We start from the raw sequence: 15,643 nt of genomic DNA on the forward strand, positions 1-15,643 counted from the left end.
GCTCGTGCCGCGGTTCCGCCGCCGAAGGCGGCCGTGGCGGGCCCCACCGCCACGACCGACCCTACCCGGCTCCCGCGACCGCCGGCGGGCGACATCCGGCACGGGGCGCCGACCCGTCAGCGGGCGACGTGCTCCATGAGCAGTTCGTTCACCCGGTCGGAGCGCTCGATCCCGGCGAGGTGCGCCGCACCCGGGACGACCTCGAACCGCGCCCCCGCGATGGCGTTGGCGAGCCTGCGCCCGTGGCCGGGCGGCAGCAGCGGATCATGGGCGGCCGACACCACGAGGGCCGGCGCGCGCACGGCGGCGAGCACGCGGCGCTGGTCGAGCCCGGTGATGGCCGCGCAGTATCCGGCGTAGCCCTCGGCGGAGACGCCCTCGAACTCCTCGGCCAGGCGGCGGACGACATCGGGGCGCCGCTCGGCGAACGCCGGGGTGAACCACGGGGCGGTGACCTGCTCCGACACCGCCGGCATGCCGTCGCGGCGGACGCGGTCGGCCAGCGCGCCGGAGTCGAACGTGCGCGGTGTCCCGGCCGCGCAGGCGATATAGGCCAGCCGGCGGATCCGGCCGGGGATGGTCGCGGCGAGCCAGGTCGCGAGTGCCCCGCCGAAGCCGCATCCGACGACGGAGACGCGGTCGAGCCCGCACGCGTCGAGCAGCGCCACCAGGTCGGCGCCCATCTCGTCGACCGTGTAAGGACCGCCGGGAGCGGGCGAGGCGCCGTGGCCGCGCAGGTTGACCCGCAACACCCGCATGCTGCGGGTGAGCTCGGGCATCTGCGGTTCCCACACCGACCACTTGGCACCCGGCGGCGGCAGGAGCAGGACCGCACGGGCGTTCCCGGGCCCGTCGATCCGGTACTGAAGTGGGACGACGGCCATGCGCCACCTCCGGAGACGGCAGGTGAAAAGCGTACCCGGAGCCGTCCAACGGGAATCGGGGTATCGCGACGGCGGCGGGGGCGCCCCGCACCGCCCGAGGAGAATCAGCGTCCCCGGCGGGACGGCGATCCGGGGAATTCGGCGACCGAATCCCCTATCCGAGCGAAATTGACGTCAGTCCGAAAAACGCGTCACCCAAAATCCGACGGACATTACCGGCATATCCCCGCTGCTCTCCGAAACGCGTTCGCGCGAACTCCTAGCCTCACCCCATGCCCTCACAAGCACATGAATTCCCCCTCGATCTGATCCGGCACCGGCCGGATATCGTGGTCGAACTCCTCTCCATCGTCGATGCGTCGGAATTTCCGGAATTCACCCGAATCAGGTGTGAATCCGGCGACGCAACGACGACCGCCCCGGCGGAGCTCCGGTGCGACTCGGTCGTGGTGTGCGAGGACGACGGCGGCACGCCGGTCCTGGCGATCATCACCGAGAACCAGCTCGGGAAAGACAACGACAAGCATTTCAGCTGGCCCCAGTACGTCACCAACGTCCGGGCCCGCCTGCGCTGCCCGGTCGCGCTGCTGATCCTGGCGCCGGACGACCGCGTCGCCCATTGGTGCGCCACGCCGATCGACGTCGGATGCGGTCACATCCGGCCCGCGGCATTGTCCCTGACATCCCTGAAACCGTTCACCGACGCCGAAGAGGCCTGCCGCCACCCGGAGCTGGCCGTCCTCGCACTCGCGAGCAACCCGACGGACGACCCCGTAATCCTGAAAGCGCTGGCCCCGGCGATGCGGGCCCTTAAGGCGTCGTCGGGATCCCTGTACGCTGACTACATGCTCGCGGCCCTGCCGGCCGCGGCCAAGAAGTACCTGGAGGACGCTGTGAAGCAGGGCACCTACGAGTACCAGACCGACCTCTTCCGCCGCCCTTTCCTTGAAGGCGAAGCGGAGGGCAAGGCGAACGCCGTCCTCCTCGTCCTCTCCGCCCGGGGGATCGACGTCACCGACTCCATCCGCGAACGCGTCAACGCCTGCACCGACATCCCCACCCTCGACACCTGGATCGGCCGAGCCGCCACCGTGGACAACGCCGAAGAACTCTTCGCCTGAGCCTGCCGAACGCGAGAGAAGGGCCGGCGGACGATGAAGCAGGGCACCTACGAGTACCAGACCGACCTCTTCCGCCGCCCCTTCCTCGACGGCCGCAAAGAGGGCGAGGAGTTGGGCGAGGCTAAGGGCCAAGCGGAGGGCAAGGCGAACGCCGTCCTCCTCGTCCTCTCCGCCCGGGGGATCGACGTCACCGACTCCATCCGCGAACGCGTCGACGCCTGCACCGACATCCCCACCCTCGACACCTGGATCGGCCGAGCCGCCACCGTGGACAACGCCGAAGAACTCTTCGCCTGACGTTCTCGCGGACGGGGCGAGCGGTTTCCGAGGGCGCGCATGCGGCCGAGGACGCCCCTCGCGTGAGCAGGGGAGCCCGGGCGACGCCGCGGGGCTGCCGTCGATGGCTTCCACGGGTCTTGTCCGGGCCCACGAGTATCGGGGACGCATCAGAAGAGCCGATCCGAGCGGATCTGAAACCGGCGCCACAGCGATGACCTGCACGAATACCCGAACATGCAAAAGCGCGAAGGCCGCCTCCGTGTCCCCCCTCAAAATCACGGAGGCGGCCTTCGCTTGGGAACGGTCGCAGACTCCTCCCCCCTGGAGTCGCGACCTGTGAAAGCTCGCTAAGCGCGTTTTCAGTGACTTCCTGTCGCGCTGGTACATAGATTACCCACGACGACCTGGCTCAACAACCCTCCGTCACAATAAATTACTTAAAGTAATCACCATTCTCGGGCCTGCGCGCGGCCAAGTGCGTCGGTGCAAGGTCAACCGGGGGTCAGAGGCGGCCTCCGGTGAGACGGACATAGCCTGGGGAGGTGCGCTTCCTGTTGCTGCGACCCCGCTGGATCGGCCTCCACCTGGTGGCCCTGCTCGCCGTCGCCGTGTGCACCGGCCTGGGCTACTGGCAATTCGTGCGCGCCCAGGAGCCGGACCGCGAGGCGATCACCAACCCCGTCGAGGACCTCGCCGGCGCCGCACCCATCGGCTCCGTCCTGGAGCCGGGCGCCTACATGTCCGAGACCGAGGCCAACCAGGCGGTCTCCGCCACGGGCGTCTACGACCGCGACGACCCGATCCTCGCCCCCGCTCTCTCCCCCGAAGGGGACGAGGGCTACTACGTCCTGGTGCCGCTGGTGACCGGCGACGATGCCGCCCTGACCGTCAACCAGGGCTGGATCCCCGAGAGCGACGCCGACGCGATCGACGGCCTCCCGGCCCTGCCCGAGGGCGAGGTCGAGGTCACCGGGTGGCTGATCTCCCCGCAGAAGGAGCGGGACGGCTACTCGCCGCTCTCCGTCCCGGAGGGCCAGGTCGCGCGCATCGCCCCGTCGCTGCTGGTCAACGAGTGGCCGTACCGGCTCTACGAGGGCTACCTGACCCTGGCCGAGCAACGGCCGGCGAGCACCGGCGGCGACATCGCGGCGCCCCGCGAGATCCCGCCGCCGGATCCGCCGCAGGGCATCGTGTGGAACTGGCGCAACGTGAGCTACGCGGCCCAGTGGTGGGTCTTCGGCGTCGCGGTCCTGGTGTTCTGGATCTCGCTGATGCGCCGCGAGCTGGCCGACGCCGATGGCGGCACCGGTAGCGGCGGCCCGGATGGCGGCGGCCCGTCCGGTGGGACCGGCGACGGCGGCGGATCCGGGGCCGGCGCGCCGCCCGCGCCCGTCGCGGTACCGGCGTCGCCGGGACGCTGACGCCGTCCTCCGCGAGCCCGCCACAGGTGCGGGACCAGTCGTGTGCGGGGACCGCTGCGCCGATACGGCGCCCCGGGGCCCGCGCCGCGAGCGGCGGACGCGGGCCCCCGGGGCGGTTCGGTCAGGCTCCGGCGGCCGGGGCTTCCCGGGGCTGCTCGGCCGGGGAGACGGCGGCGGCCTTCTCGGCGGTGGTGAGGCGGTGTTCCAAGATCATGCCGACGAAGGGGATGGTGCCCGCCAGCGCGACCCCCACCGTGCGGCCCACGTTCCACCGCCGGTCGATGGCCAGCCACAGCACCACCAGCACGTAGACCATGTAGATGTAGCCGTGGGGGATGGCGACGACCGCCATGAGCACGGAGTCGTCACCGAACCACTGCTCCAGTCCGGCAGGCGCGCCCACCAGGGAGAACCGGGCGGTCTCCCCGATCAGGTACTTCGCGGGCATGGCCACGAACGTCAGCAGCAGCAGGAAGACACCCGTCACGTAGGCCAGCACTCGGTAGAGCGTGAACGGGAGACGCTTCTTTTCCACAGGGGGCACCTCGTGGGTTCGTCGGCGCGGACCCCGGCCGCCCCTGGTGGCGTCTCCGGGATCCCTTGTCCTTCGAGCCTAAGTGCTGTATGGCGCGACCCTCATGCGGGTCCCGTCACACCGTCCCGCCCGCCCCGCACCACCGACGGTCCAGGTCACAGCCGGGTGGCCGCCCGGTTCGGGCTCTTCCAGCGCCCGTTGGAGCCCACCGTCCACGCCTGGGGGATGGTGCGCAGCGTCAGATAGGCGTCGATCACGCGCACGGGCAGGAAGAACAGCCCGTAGACCAGGTAGCCGGGCCGGCGCCGGACGACCGCCAGGACGCACGTGACGATGTAGTCGGGAACGAACAGCCCGACAGCGACAGCGGTGAGCGGCAGCGCCGCCGTCGCCGCGCCGTAGCCGTCGGCGTAGACGTCCCACCGCAGCACCAGTCCTCCGGTGGCCTCGGGGAGCAGGAGGAACGCTCCCAGCACGACGGCCGCCAGCAGCAGCGTGGCGACCAGCACCACTTCGAGGATGTAGAAGGAGAGGGCGAACCAGAACAGCCCCGGCCACACGCCGTGCCGCCGCACGGTCTGCCAGAACCCCAGCGTCCACCGCCGCACCTGGCTGATGTAGTCGCCGAGGGTGAACGGGTCCTGGCTGTAGGCCTTGGTCCCCGGGTGCATGGCGATGCGGCCCAAGCGTTTGCGGTGCACCTCGAAGGTCATGTTGTAGTCCTCGATCACCAGCCCGCTGGGGTTGATGTCGATCTTCTTCAGCGCGCTGGAGCGGTAGGTGCTGGCGAACCCCGGGACGATGAAGGGGACGCTGGTGCGGCGCCAGGTCTGGCCGTAGCGCATCAGGTATTGGAGCATCCAGTACAGGCGATCCCGATAGGCCGAAATCAGCCGACCGACGACGGTGCGCTGGTCGGGCTTCCATTCGGCGACGACGAAACCCGCCACCGCCGCCACGTCGGGCTCGCGCAACTGTCTGCGCACCCCTTCGACGTAGTCGGCGTGCAGCTCCGTGTCGGCGTCGAGGATCACCACCCCGTCATAGGTTCCGGTCAGATCGAATTCCTCGATGACGGCTTCGAGCGCCCCGGCCTTGCCGCGGTTGTTGAGGAGTTCGAGCACGTTCACGCCGGTCTCGGCGGCGATGTCGGCGGTGGAGTCGTGGGAGCTGTCGGACACGACGTAGATGTCCCAGCGGTTGAAGAGCCGCAGCGCCGAGGCGATCGCGCCGTCGATGACCGGCTCTTCGTTGTGCGCCGGGATGACCACCGCCAGCGACAGGGGCGCCGGGCCGGCCGCGGTGCCGCCGCCGTCGGCGCCCACCCCCGCGGCCGCCGGGTGGGCCGGGGGCCCGGAGGGCCCGTCCGCCGGATCCGGAGCGAGCCCGGAGCCGGCCGCGCCTCCGGCGCCCACCCCCGCCGCGGACGCGCCGACCAGCGCGGATCTTCGGTCCGCGACGCGGCGGGCGGCCGCGGTTCCTCCGGGTCCTGGCAGCGCGGCGGGCGCCCGCCGCGCTGCCAGGACCCGGAGGGAGTCGTCGCCGAGCCGGACCAGCCCGACGAGCGTCCAGACGAGCAGGTTCACCCCGACCACGAGCCAGAGGAAGAGGGGGGCGGGGTCGGGGCCGCCCGCGGCCCCGAGGCCGTAGCGCAGCCACAGCACGAAAACGGTCGCGGTGACGGCGAAGGCGATCAGTCCGGCCAGCCAGTTTCCGATGAAACGCGCCGTTCGCACGGGGGAGCCTCCAGGGGTTCGGTTTCGGCGGCCGGCAACCGACATGACCGGCATTAGGCTGACGTTTCTCCTTAGAGAGAAGTTCACGCGCCGCGGCGACCAATGTAGGCCAGGCAAATCCTATGGCCGGACTTGCGGCGGTTGAGGACCGTTGATGCAATACCGGAAGACGGGGACGCCGCGCCCCCTTCCACGAAGTCCACTCGTATTCGGGCACCTCGCCGTTGCGCCCCACACCGCCCGATCCGATCATCCGATCCCCTCCCTCAGAGGACGGACAAGAGGTCTGACCAGGTACGACCGGATCCCGGCCGCACACCGCGAACCGCGCGGGGTCCGTCCTCAGAGAGGAACCGCAGTGCGCGTCGCCATCCATCAGCCGCATTACCTGCCGTGGCTGGGCCTCATCGATAAGATCGACCGGAGCGACCTGGTCGTCGTTCTCGATCACGTCCAATACGAGCGCCAGGGGTGGCAGAACCGGAACTACCTCGCATCGAAGAACGGTCCCGTCCTGTTGACGATCCCGTTAATACGGGGGCGTTCACGCGACCGGATTTCGGACAAAGAGATCGATAACTCGTCCGACTGGCGGGAAAAGCACCTGCGAACCCTCACGGAACACTGTTACGGGAAGGCGCCGTTCTGGCCGGAGTTCCAGGAGGGAATTCAGCGCTTCTACGCCACCGAGTGGGACCGCCTCGTCGACGTGTCGCTGGCATCGACCCGCCTGGTGCTCGACGGGTTCGGCATCGCCACCCCGATCGTGCGCGCGGGTGAACTCGGGGAGTTCCCCGGCCGCAAGAGCGAGCTCCTGGCCCAGATCTGCGCCAAGGTCGGGGCGACCAGCCTGCTCTGCGGAGGGGGCGCACGCCACTACATCGACCGCCAGGTGTTCCGGCGCTACGGGGTCGGCCTGGAGTGGCAGGACTTCCGGCACCCCCACTACGCGCAGACGGGCCGCGGGAGCGGGGACTTCCTGCCGCGCATGGCCGCCCTGGACCTCCTGCTGAACGCTGGGCCCGGCGGCGTGCGGCTGCTGCGCGAGGCCCGGGACACCGGTCCCGCCGGCCCGTCCGCCGACTCCGCCGCCCCGTCCGCCGGGGCCGGCGGCAGCGCCGCCTCCTCCGGCTAGCCGGGCCGCGTCCGGCTCCGCGCGGGCGCGCGCCTCCAGGGCGGCCCATGGCACCGCCCGCCGCCCCATCCCCCTCGCTCCAAGGACGTGGCATGACGATCGACTGGGCACGACAGCGAATCCTGATCCTCGCCCCGCACCCCGATGACGAGACCCTCGGCTGCGGGGGCCTCATCAGCAAGGCGAAGGCCGCCGGCGCCGAGGTCTACGTCCAATTCCTCACCGTCGGCGACACCGCGGACCACTCCGAGCGCGGCTTCTCCACCGCCGGCGAGCGCTACGCGGAGATCAAGGAGGTCGCCGACCACTTCCGGTGGGACGGCTGGCACATCGCCTTCCCCGGTGACGACCACCACCTGCGGCTGGACGTCCTGCCGCGCTTCGAGCTGTCCAACGCGATCGAGCGCCACAGCCCGCTGTCCATCGCCGCTCTGGAGCCCACGGTCGTCCTGTCCCCCCACCGGTCGAGCTACAACCAGGACCACCAGGCGACGGCCGAGGCCGTGCACACGGCGCTGCGCCCCTCGGACCGGCGGGCGCGCCACCACCCCCCCGTGGTGCTGACCTACGAGGAGGCCGCCGACCAGTGGCACGACGGCGCGGTGCCCGCGCCCGGCCTCCTGGTCGAGCTGGCGGAGGCCGACCTGGAGGCCAAGCTCGCCGCCATGCGGCTGTACGGCACGCAGGTCCACGACCACCCGCACACGCGGTCGGCTCTCACGTTGCGGAGCCTGGCCGTCCTGCGCGGGATGCAGGGCGGGGTCGCGCTCGCGGAGGGGTACCACGTGCTGCGCTGGCTGGCCTGAGCGGCCGGTACGCGTCGCACCCCGCATTCCACACCGAACCAGCATCCGCACCCTTGGGAGGGGAACGAACGTGAAGGCCGTTGTGACCGGCGGAGCCGGATTCATCGGGTCGCACCTGTGCGACCACCTCGTGGCGCAGGGGCACGAGGTCATCGCACTGGACGACCTGTCCACGGGCAGCAGGGCCAATCTGGCGCAGCTCTCCGGCGACAGCGCTTTCGAGCTGGTCACAGGGTCGGTCCTGGACGCACCCCTGGTGGCCGATGTGATCGCCGAGTGCGACACCGTGTTCCACCTCGCGGCGGCGGTGGGCGTCCACACCATTGTGGACAAGCCGCTGCAATCGCTGCGCACCAACCTCCACGGCACCGAGATCGTGGTCGAGGCGGCCGTCGCCCGCGGGGCCCGGTTCCTCGTCGCCTCCACCAGCGAGGTCTACGGCAAGAACGACTCCCCCGGCCTGACCGAGGACGCCGACCGCGTCCTCGGCTCGCCCCTGAAGAGCCGCTGGTCCTACGCCGCCGCCAAGGGGCTGGACGAACTCGTGGCCTATGTGCACGGAAGACAGACCGGGCTGCCGTGCGTGATCACCCGGTTCTTCAACATCGTCGGCCCGCGCCAGACCGGCCGCTACGGCATGGTGGTGCCGCGCTTCGTGTCGCAGGCCCTGGCCGGCGACCCCATCACGGTCCACGGGGAGGGGACGCAGAGGCGCTGCTTCGGCTCGGTCGCCGACGTCGTCCCGGCCATGGTCCGGCTGCTGGACACCCCGGCCGCCCACCACACCGCCGTCAACCTCGGCGGGCTGGAAGAGGTCTCGATCAAGGGACTGGCCGACCGCGTGATCGCCCTGACCGGCTCCCCCAGCCCGATCCACTACGTCTCCTACGCCGACGCCTACGGCGAGGGGTACGAGGACATGCAGCGCCGGATGCCCGACACCACGCGTGCCCGCGAGCTGATCGGCTACGAGCCCCGGCACCGGCTCGACGACATCATCTCCACCGTCGTCGAGCACCAGCGGGCGGCGTCGGCCGGCCCGCGCGTGGCGCTGGCCTGAGTCCCGCCGGGACGGTCCGGCCCCGCCCGGCCCGTCCCCCGCCGCCCCGGACCGCTCACGTCAGGAAGGCGCCCACCGCCACGGCCCCGGCGAGGCCGGCGGTCCCCAGGCTGAGCAGGACCAAGGCCCACGGCCGGGCCACCGGGGCGACCGGGTACCCCCGGTCGTCGCCGTGGCGGCCGTGCCCGGTGGCCCGCCAGCGCCGGCGCAGGTGCGCCATCACCACACAGGCGACGGCCACCAAGGCCAGGACGGCCGCGATCCGGTACATCGGGCCGGGTGCGGCCGCCGCCCAGGGGACGAGGGGGTCGCGCAGGTACAGCAGGCCGACCGCCGTGACCCCGATGATCGTGCGCTGCCAGGCGAGCAGGGTGCGCTCGGGCTGCAGACCGGGGTCGGGGCTGGGGTGCTCGGTCATCGCCAGTAGTTCCCCAGCAGGATCGCCGCGCACACGACGGCCACGCCCACGGTGGTGACCACGGGGAGCGCGCTCACGGGCAGCGGCAGGCCGTGGCGCATGGCGCGCTGCACGCGCATCCACCGCAGCGGGGCGTAGACGGTGATGGCGGCGGCCAGCGCGGTCAGCGCCAGCCCCACCGCCATGCGCACTCCCGGCCGCCAGTCCAGCGGGACCAGGTGCAGCACCGCGACGGCGCCGGCGATCAGAGCGAGGGCGGTGCGGATCCAGGCCAGGAAGGTCCGCTCGTTGGCCAGCGTGAAGCGGTAGTCGGGCTCGCTGCCGCCGTCCCCGCCATCGGGCGGCCGCCCGTCCCCCGAAGCCATCGTCCTCCCCCTCCCGACCAGGCGGCAGGTAGCCGCTCCCCACCGACACTAAGCACGATCGCCTTTTCCTCCCAAGTCGATATGAAGTGGGTGTTTTGTCGGAAATCATCGCCGCCTCCGCGCCGGCGAATCCCCCTCGGCGCGCAGGCCCCCGCCCCGCCCGGCGGCGTTCCGCGCCCGGACCACCGCACGGGCCCCTGCCCCGACCGTCGCGCCCGGCGGCCGGGGCCGGGGACGCGCGGATCGGACGGTGAACAAGGCTCCACCTGTAGACGGATCGGGTGCGTGTGGAACAAATCCGCGGGTACGACCGCTCTACCAATCAGCACGACATCGACCCGCAACCCAGGAGATCTCCGTGGCCACCATCGAGCTCACCAAGGACAACTTCAACGAAACCCTGGCCGAGAACGACTTCGTCCTGATCGACTTCTGGGCTTCGTGGTGCGGCCCGTGCCGGCAGTTCGCCCCGGTGTTCGAGACGGCGTCGGAGCAGCACGAAGACCTCGTCTTCGCCAAGGTCGACACCGAGGACCAGCAGGAACTCGCCGCCGGCTTCGAGATCCGGTCGATCCCCACGCTCATGGTCGTGCGGGACAAGACCGTCATCTACTCCCAGCCCGGCGCCCTGCCCCAGGAGGGGCTGGAGGACCTGATCCGCCAGGCGCGCGAGCTGGACATGGACGAGGTCCGCAAGGAGATCGAGAAGCAGCAGGCCGAGGGGCCCGGCGCCGCCGAGGCGTGACCGCGGGCCGCACGACCCGGTGGGGGCGCGCCGCGGGCGCGCCCCCACTTCTGTTCCGCCCCGCCGCGGGCCGCCGCCGCGCCCCGGGGGCGGCTCAGGCGAGTTCGGCGGCCAGGTCCCCGGCGCGCCGGCGGGCATCGCGGACCTCCGCGGACTCCCCGGCGCCCCGCACCCGCCCGGCCCGCGCGAGCAGGTCCGCGGCGAGCTCGGCCCGTCCCTCCCGGAGCGCGAGATCGGCGCGCAGCACGAGCAGCCGCAGCAGCTGGTCGGGGGCCGGGACGGCATCGCCGTCGAGGGCGCGGTCGACCACCCTTGCCGCCGCCGGGACGTCGCCCTTGGAGTCGCCCAGGAGGCCGGCGATGTGCAGGGCCCGCGCGATCGGCTCCTTGGGCGCCCGCGGATACTCCGCCGGCCCGCCGTTGGGAGTGCCCAGGCGGATGGTGTTGCCGCCGGGATCGGTCATCAGGAACTGGCGGACGCCGTAGGGCATGTCCTTCACCGGGCCGAGCCGCGGCAGCCCCCGGGTCGGTACGCGGCCCAGTTCGCGCTTCAGCCCGGACCGGAACGCCTCGTAGAGCGCGTCCACATCGTCGGAGAGCACGTAGCACGTGCTGTAGGACGCGGCGGGGTCGTACCCCCTGATCGTGAAGAACTGGAACCGGATGTCCCCGCGCTCGACCACCGCGAAGGGGTTGGGGCGCGTCTGCTCGTGGGTCACCTCGAAGCCGATCGCGCGGTAGAACGCGAGGACGTCGGCGATGGAGGCGCAGGGCAGGATCGGAATCACGGTCTCGCTCATCGCTCGACTCTAGGCCGGAACGGGGCATTACTCAAATTTGAGTAACGGCCCTGCGGGCGGCCCCGGACGGCCCGCGCCGCCGGGGAATCAGTTGTGGGAGCCGCCGTCCACCCGAACCTCGACACCGGTGAGGTAGCCGGCGTCGGGCGAGCCCGCGAACGCGATGGTCGCGGCGATCTGCTCGGCGCGGCCGAACCCCACCAGCGGCATGATCCGGCCGTAGAAGGACGCGTCGACGTCCTCGGGGAAGCGCACGGACCGCACCAGCGGGGTGTCGACCCCGCCGGGCGAGACCGCGACCACCCGCACCCCGTCCCGCGCCACCTCGGCGGCCAGGCTCAGCGTGAACGCGAGGACCGCGCCCTTGGAGGCCGCGTAGGCCGTCATCCAGGGGTGGGCGTGGGTCGCCGCCGTCGAGGCGGTCGCCACCACCGCGCCCCGGCTCGCGATCAGGTGCGGCATGGCCTCGCGGCAGAAGAGCATCGTGCCCAGCGCGTTGACGTCCAGTTGCCGCCGCCATGCGTCGACGGTCAGGTCGGCCAGCGGCACGACCCGGTGGAACCCGGCGACCGTCGCCAGCAGGTCGATGCGGCCGAACCCGGCCGCCGCCGCCGCGACGGCCGATCGCACGGCGTCCTCGTCGCTGACATCGGCGACGGCGGACAGCGCCTCCGGCGCATCGGGGCCGTTGCGCTCCCGGAGCAGGGCGGCGGTCTCCGCGAGCCCGTCCTCCGCCTGGTCCACCAGGAGCAGGCGGGCCCCTTCGGCCGACAGGCGGAGCGCGGTCGCGCGGCCGATCCCCGATGCCGCCCCGGTGAGGACGGCCACGCGCCCCTCGTACCGGCGCCCGGGAGGGGGCAGCGGGACTCCCGCCCCTTCCCGGGGGCGGTGCGGGCCGTCGTCCGGCGAGACGGGCGCGCGGCCGGCGGGGCTGCCGGCGCCGGCGCCGGCGCCGGCGCCCGGATCGTCGGAGGCGGGGTTCTCGGGCACGTCCATCCGCGGCTCCCGGGGGTCACACCGACATCCGTGGGTGCATGTGCGCATTATCAAGCATGCGCTCGGTCAAAACCAGGGGGTGGCGCCGCCATTGCGGCCCTCGGCTCCGCCCCCGGGCGGGGGCTCACCCGCCCCCGGTACCGCGCACCAGGTAGACGACGTCGGGCTCCCCCCGCCGCACGGGGACCTCCACGGTGCGGACGGCGCCGAAACGCCGCTCCAGCAGATCCGCGAACGCGGGCGCGCGCATGGCGCTCCAGAAGGCGATCACCCCGCCCGGCCGCAGCACGCGGTCCAGCAGGTCCAGCGCCGCCGGCTCATAGAGCCGGCGGTTGCCCTCGACCACGGTCCAGTCAGGGCCGTTGTCGGTGTCCAGGCAGACCGCGTCGAACCGCGGGCCGCCGGGAGCGGCGGCACGCTCCAGCCAGCCCGCGAGGTCGGCACAGGTCAGCTCGCAACGGGGGTCGGCGGTCAGGTCGCCGGCGACCTCCGCGAGGGGACCGCGGTGCCATTCGATGACCAGCGGCTCCAGTTCGACGACGCGCACCTGCTCCACGCGCGGGTCGTCCAGGGCGCTGCGCGCGGAGAACCCCACGCCCAGCCCGCCGATGAGCACCCGTACCCCGGTCCGTTCCGCGGGCAGCGCGGCCAGCGACGCGCGCACCATCTCGCGCTCCGACGTGCCGTCGCGGGTATCCATCAGGAAGATCCCGTTGTCGATGATCTCAAGGGCGGAACCCACTCGGCGGAGCACCAGCTCGCCCCCCGTCTCGCCGACGGCACGCGCGATGACCCGCGGTTCCCCTGCGCCCTCCTGCCCCACCACCGGCTCCCTTCGACGCGCACCGGCCCGCGCCCGCGGGCGGGGCCACCACTCTGCCATCACCCGCCGCGGCCGGACCCGGCGCCTCCGCGGCGGGGAGGCGGGCCGCCCGGCCCGCCTCCCCGCCGCTTCACGGGGCACGCGTTCCCGAGGGGTCGGGGCACGCGCCGGACCACCGGCGCCCGGGGTGCGGCCGGTTCAGACGCGGCAGGCGTAGATGTCGGTCACCAGGATGGCCCGCGCCCCCACGTTCCAGAGGTCGTCCATGATCCGCTGCGCGGACGCGCGCGGCACCATCGCGCGCACCGCCACCCAGCCCTCGCGGCGCAGCGGGGAGACGGTGGGCCCCTCCATCCCGGGGGTGAGCGCCACCGCCGTGTCGAGCGTGTCGGTGTGGACGTCGTAGTCCATCATCACGTAGTCGCGCGCGACCAGCACGCCCCGCAGACGGCGCAGCAGCCGCTCCACCTGCGGATCGTCCTCGAAGCCCGTGCGGCGGATGACCACGGCCTCGGAGGTGAGGATCGGGTCGCCGAACAGCTCCAGCCCCGCGTTGCGCAGGGTGGTGCCGGTCGAGACGACGTCGGCCACGGCGTCGGCCACACCGAGCTGGATGGAGCTCTCGACGGCGCCGTCGAGGTGGATGACGCGCGCGTCGATCCCGTGCTCACCCAGGTAGCCCTCCAGCAGCCCCTCGAACGAGGTCGCGATGCGCTTGCCCTGGAGGTCGGCGAGCTTCATGTCCGCGCCGCCGCGCGCCGCGAACCGGAAGGTGGACCCGCCGAAGCCCAGGGGCAGCACCTCCTCGACCGGGGCGCCGGAGTCGAGGAGCATGTCGCGGCCGGTGATGCCGGCGTGCAGGATGCCTTCGCCGACGTAGACGGCGATGTCCTTGGGACGCAGGAAGAAGAACTCGGTCGAGTTCTCGGGGTCGACGAGGACGAGGTCGCGGGAGTCCTTGCGCTGGCGGTAGCCGGCCTCGCGCAGCATGGCGCTCGCGGGTTCGGCGAGCTGCCCCTTGTTGGGCACGGCGATACGGAGCTGGTCGGGCATGGGAAGCATCCCCCTGGTGGGTCTACATGCTGATCTGTACGGTCGGTGGCGCGGCCGATCGCGGGTCGGGCGGCCCGGATCGACCTACAGATGCTTGTAGACGTCCTCCAAGCGCAGTCCGCGCGCCAGCATGAGGACCTGGAGGTGGTACAGGAGCTGGGAGATCTCCTCGGCCGCTGCGGCGTCGGACTCGTACTCCGCGGCCATCCACACCTCGGCGGCCTCTTCGACGACCTTCTTGCCGATGGAATGCACGCCGGCGTCGAGGGCCGCGACCGTCCCCGAGCCCTCGGGGCGGGTGCGCGCCTTCTCGGACAGCTCGGCGAACAGCTCTTCGAAGGTCTTCATGATCACTTTCCTCAGGCGGCGTGCCCTCCTAGGGTAGGCGCACATCGCCCCCGGTCGGGACCCGACGGGTGAACTCGGGGAGACCGGCGGGGGGCGCCGCCCGCCGTCCGCGCCGGGCCCCGGGCACGCGCACCGCACCCGCCGGCCCCCGCACGCGCCGCCCCGCCGCCCGGATGTCAGGAGATGCGGCGTATGACGGCTCGGAAGAGGCTCCGGGGCACCGCCCGGAGCAGTCCGTCGGCGGCCTTGTACTGGGCGCTCGGCACGACGACGGTGCGTCCCGCCGCCCACGCCCGCAGCGACTCGCGCACCACGAGGTCCTTGGGGATGAAAGCGAAGTCGGGCACGCCGCCCTCCTGGGCGCCCCGGGACATGTCGGTGCGCACGTAGCCCGGGAGCACCACGGTCACGTGCACCCCGTGGGGAGCCGCCTCGATGGCCACGCTCTCGCTCCAGACGTTGAGGAACGCCTTGCTCGCGGCGTAGACCGACCCGCCCGGGTTGGCGGTGAAGCGCCCGACCACGGACGACACGTTGATGACCCCCAGCGGCCCCTTGAGACCGCGCTCGCGCCGCGCGATCTGCACCGGGAGCACGGCGCGGGCCAGGCGCACCACGGCGCGCACGTTGACGTCGAGCACCGCGTCGACGGCGTCGGGGTCCAGTCCGGTGAACGGCCCGCCGTCACCGCGCCCGGCGTTGTTGACGAGCAGGTCGATAGGGCGGTCCCCGCCGTCGCCATCGGCGCGCACGCGCTGCTCGACGCGTTCCAGGCCGGCGGGGTCGGAGAGGTCGGCCGGCAGCACGCTCACGGGGACGCTGTGGTTCTGGCGCAGCTCCGCGCCGAGGTCCTCGAGGAGGTCGGACCGGCGGGCGACCAGCACCAGGCCGAAGCCCAGTTCGGCGAGCCTGCGGGCGTATTCGGCGCCGATCCCGCTCGACGCTCCGGTCACCAGTGCCGTTCGTGTGTGTCGCGAGCCGCTCATGGAGTGGCATGTTACCGGCCGGTCGGCTCCCGGCCCATGGTCCGCGGGGGCGACACGCGCAGGGTCCGGACGGGCGGGGGCGGCCGGTAGGGTCCGAGTGACCCAGCTAACCCACGGCTTACTCAGAAAACGG

Annotated in this window: 18 protein-coding genes; 7 read left to right on the plus strand and 11 right to left on the minus strand. The window is 72.3% G+C overall.

Annotated elements, in window-relative coordinates; translation table 11 throughout:
• Positions 1-116 precede the first annotated feature (116 nt).
• Positions 117-884 carry an alpha/beta fold hydrolase gene (locus ACFO4E_RS24845; protein WP_378578763.1) on the minus strand — a complete coding sequence of 256 codons (768 nt, stop codon included), beginning with the start codon at positions 882-884 and terminating at the stop codon, positions 117-119.
• Positions 885-1,156: 272 nt separating this feature from the next.
• Between ACFO4E_RS24845 and ACFO4E_RS24850 the strand changes: the two genes are divergently transcribed.
• The 3 genes from ACFO4E_RS24850 to ACFO4E_RS24860 all read left to right on the plus strand — a co-directional run bounded on the left by ACFO4E_RS24850 (position 1,157) and on the right by ACFO4E_RS24860 (position 3,705).
• Complete coding sequence (locus ACFO4E_RS24850) at positions 1,157-2,005, plus strand: hypothetical protein (protein WP_378578764.1); 849 nt, start codon at positions 1,157-1,159, stop codon at positions 2,003-2,005.
• A gap of 33 nt (positions 2,006-2,038) precedes the next feature.
• A complete protein-coding gene (locus ACFO4E_RS24855; protein WP_378578766.1) occupies positions 2,039-2,302 on the plus strand; it encodes a hypothetical protein in 264 nt (87 codons plus the stop codon).
• Positions 2,303-2,826: 524 nt separating this feature from the next.
• On the plus strand, positions 2,827-3,705 hold the full coding sequence (locus ACFO4E_RS24860; RefSeq protein WP_378578767.1) for an SURF1 family protein: 879 nt from the start codon (positions 2,827-2,829) through the stop codon (positions 3,703-3,705).
• Positions 3,706-3,826: 121 nt separating this feature from the next.
• On the opposite strand, the gene ACFO4E_RS24865 is transcribed toward ACFO4E_RS24860, so the two are convergent.
• Both ACFO4E_RS24865 and ACFO4E_RS24870 read right to left on the minus strand, forming a co-directional pair.
• Positions 3,827-4,240: a DUF3817 domain-containing protein gene (locus ACFO4E_RS24865; RefSeq protein ID WP_378578768.1), complete on the minus strand. Its 414-nt coding sequence runs from the start codon at positions 4,238-4,240 to the stop codon at positions 3,827-3,829.
• A gap of 155 nt (positions 4,241-4,395) precedes the next feature.
• The gene (locus tag ACFO4E_RS24870) at positions 4,396-5,976 is read right to left on the minus strand and encodes a glycosyltransferase family 2 protein (protein ID WP_378578769.1); all 1,581 of its coding nucleotides are present in this window, start codon (positions 5,974-5,976) and stop codon (positions 4,396-4,398) included.
• 358 nt (positions 5,977-6,334) lie between these two features.
• Here ACFO4E_RS24870 and ACFO4E_RS24875 point away from each other — a divergent pair, with 358 nt between their 5' ends.
• The 3 genes from ACFO4E_RS24875 to ACFO4E_RS24885 all read left to right on the plus strand — a co-directional run bounded on the left by ACFO4E_RS24875 (position 6,335) and on the right by ACFO4E_RS24885 (position 8,977).
• Positions 6,335-7,111, plus strand: coding sequence for a WbqC family protein (locus ACFO4E_RS24875; protein ID WP_378578770.1), 777 nt, complete (start codon positions 6,335-6,337; stop codon positions 7,109-7,111).
• A gap of 92 nt (positions 7,112-7,203) precedes the next feature.
• Positions 7,204-7,917: a PIG-L deacetylase family protein gene (locus ACFO4E_RS24880; RefSeq protein WP_378578771.1), complete on the plus strand. Its 714-nt coding sequence runs from the start codon at positions 7,204-7,206 to the stop codon at positions 7,915-7,917.
• Positions 7,918-7,987: 70 nt separating this feature from the next.
• On the plus strand, positions 7,988-8,977 hold the full coding sequence (locus ACFO4E_RS24885; protein ID WP_378578773.1) for an NAD-dependent epimerase/dehydratase family protein: 990 nt from the start codon (positions 7,988-7,990) through the stop codon (positions 8,975-8,977).
• Positions 8,978-9,032: 55 nt separating this feature from the next.
• On the opposite strand, the gene ACFO4E_RS24890 is transcribed toward ACFO4E_RS24885, so the two are convergent.
• Together ACFO4E_RS24890 and ACFO4E_RS24895 are read right to left on the minus strand one after the other, a co-directional pair.
• On the minus strand, positions 9,033-9,395 hold the full coding sequence (locus ACFO4E_RS24890) for a DUF202 domain-containing protein (protein WP_378578775.1): 363 nt from the start codon (positions 9,393-9,395) through the stop codon (positions 9,033-9,035).
• Positions 9,392-9,760 (minus strand): YidH family protein, encoded by a 369-nt coding sequence (locus ACFO4E_RS24895; protein ID WP_378578777.1) that lies wholly within the window; start codon positions 9,758-9,760, stop codon positions 9,392-9,394. Before ACFO4E_RS24895 ends, ACFO4E_RS24890 begins: the two co-directional genes overlap by 4 nt.
• A gap of 358 nt (positions 9,761-10,118) precedes the next feature.
• On the opposite strand from ACFO4E_RS24895, the gene trxA reads away from it, so the two are divergent.
• Positions 10,119-10,505, plus strand: a complete 387-nt coding sequence (gene trxA / locus ACFO4E_RS24900; protein WP_378578778.1) for a thioredoxin — start codon at positions 10,119-10,121, stop codon at positions 10,503-10,505.
• Between the two features lie 94 nt (positions 10,506-10,599).
• Here the strand turns inward: trxA and ACFO4E_RS24905 are convergent, their stop codons facing one another.
• The 6 genes from ACFO4E_RS24905 to ACFO4E_RS24930 form a co-directional block, all read right to left on the minus strand.
• A complete protein-coding gene (locus ACFO4E_RS24905; RefSeq protein WP_378578780.1) occupies positions 10,600-11,304 on the minus strand; it encodes a bleomycin resistance protein in 705 nt (234 codons plus the stop codon).
• 87 nt (positions 11,305-11,391) lie between these two features.
• Positions 11,392-12,300 (minus strand): SDR family NAD(P)-dependent oxidoreductase, encoded by a 909-nt coding sequence (locus ACFO4E_RS24910; protein ID WP_378578781.1) that lies wholly within the window; start codon positions 12,298-12,300, stop codon positions 11,392-11,394.
• A gap of 124 nt (positions 12,301-12,424) precedes the next feature.
• Positions 12,425-13,123: a spermidine synthase gene (locus ACFO4E_RS24915; protein WP_378578784.1), complete on the minus strand. Its 699-nt coding sequence runs from the start codon at positions 13,121-13,123 to the stop codon at positions 12,425-12,427.
• A 198-nt stretch (positions 13,124-13,321) separates the two neighbouring features.
• Positions 13,322-14,176 carry an ATP phosphoribosyltransferase gene (hisG, locus tag ACFO4E_RS24920; RefSeq protein ID WP_378578785.1) on the minus strand — a complete coding sequence of 285 codons (855 nt, stop codon included), beginning with the start codon at positions 14,174-14,176 and terminating at the stop codon, positions 13,322-13,324.
• A gap of 84 nt (positions 14,177-14,260) precedes the next feature.
• Positions 14,261-14,524, minus strand: a complete 264-nt coding sequence (locus ACFO4E_RS24925; RefSeq protein WP_465263142.1) for a phosphoribosyl-ATP diphosphatase — start codon at positions 14,522-14,524, stop codon at positions 14,261-14,263.
• Positions 14,525-14,700: 176 nt separating this feature from the next.
• A complete protein-coding gene (locus tag ACFO4E_RS24930) occupies positions 14,701-15,510 on the minus strand; it encodes an SDR family NAD(P)-dependent oxidoreductase (RefSeq protein WP_378578791.1) in 810 nt (269 codons plus the stop codon).
• Positions 15,511-15,643 lie beyond the last annotated feature (133 nt).

The sequence above is a fragment of the Nocardiopsis mangrovi genome (assembly GCF_042653925.1).
Taxonomy (GTDB): Bacteria; Actinomycetota; Actinomycetes; order Streptosporangiales; family Streptosporangiaceae; genus Nocardiopsis_B; species Nocardiopsis_B mangrovi.

Coding starts and splice junctions, on each gene's coding strand:
- ACFO4E_RS24845 (WP_378578763.1), bottom strand. CDS start 884: ATGGCCGTCGTCCCACTTCAGTACCGGATCGACGGGCCCGGGAACGCC.
- ACFO4E_RS24850 (WP_378578764.1), top strand. CDS start 1,157: ATGCCCTCACAAGCACATGAATTCCCCCTCGATCTGATCCGGCACCGG.
- ACFO4E_RS24855 (WP_378578766.1), top strand. CDS start 2,039: ATGAAGCAGGGCACCTACGAGTACCAGACCGACCTCTTCCGCCGCCCC.
- ACFO4E_RS24880 (WP_378578771.1), top strand. CDS start 7,204: ATGACGATCGACTGGGCACGACAGCGAATCCTGATCCTCGCCCCGCAC.
- ACFO4E_RS24890 (WP_378578775.1), bottom strand. CDS start 9,395: ATGACCGAGCACCCCAGCCCCGACCCCGGTCTGCAGCCCGAGCGCACC.
- ACFO4E_RS24895 (WP_378578777.1), bottom strand. CDS start 9,760: ATGGCTTCGGGGGACGGGCGGCCGCCCGATGGCGGGGACGGCGGCAGC.
- ACFO4E_RS24905 (WP_378578780.1), bottom strand. CDS start 11,304: ATGAGCGAGACCGTGATTCCGATCCTGCCCTGCGCCTCCATCGCCGAC.
- ACFO4E_RS24910 (WP_378578781.1), bottom strand. CDS start 12,300: ATGGACGTGCCCGAGAACCCCGCCTCCGACGATCCGGGCGCCGGCGCC.
- hisG (WP_378578785.1), bottom strand. CDS start 14,176: ATGCCCGACCAGCTCCGTATCGCCGTGCCCAACAAGGGGCAGCTCGCC.
- ACFO4E_RS24925 (WP_465263142.1), bottom strand. CDS start 14,524: ATGAAGACCTTCGAAGAGCTGTTCGCCGAGCTGTCCGAGAAGGCGCGC.
- ACFO4E_RS24930 (WP_378578791.1), bottom strand. CDS start 15,510: ATGAGCGGCTCGCGACACACACGAACGGCACTGGTGACCGGAGCGTCG.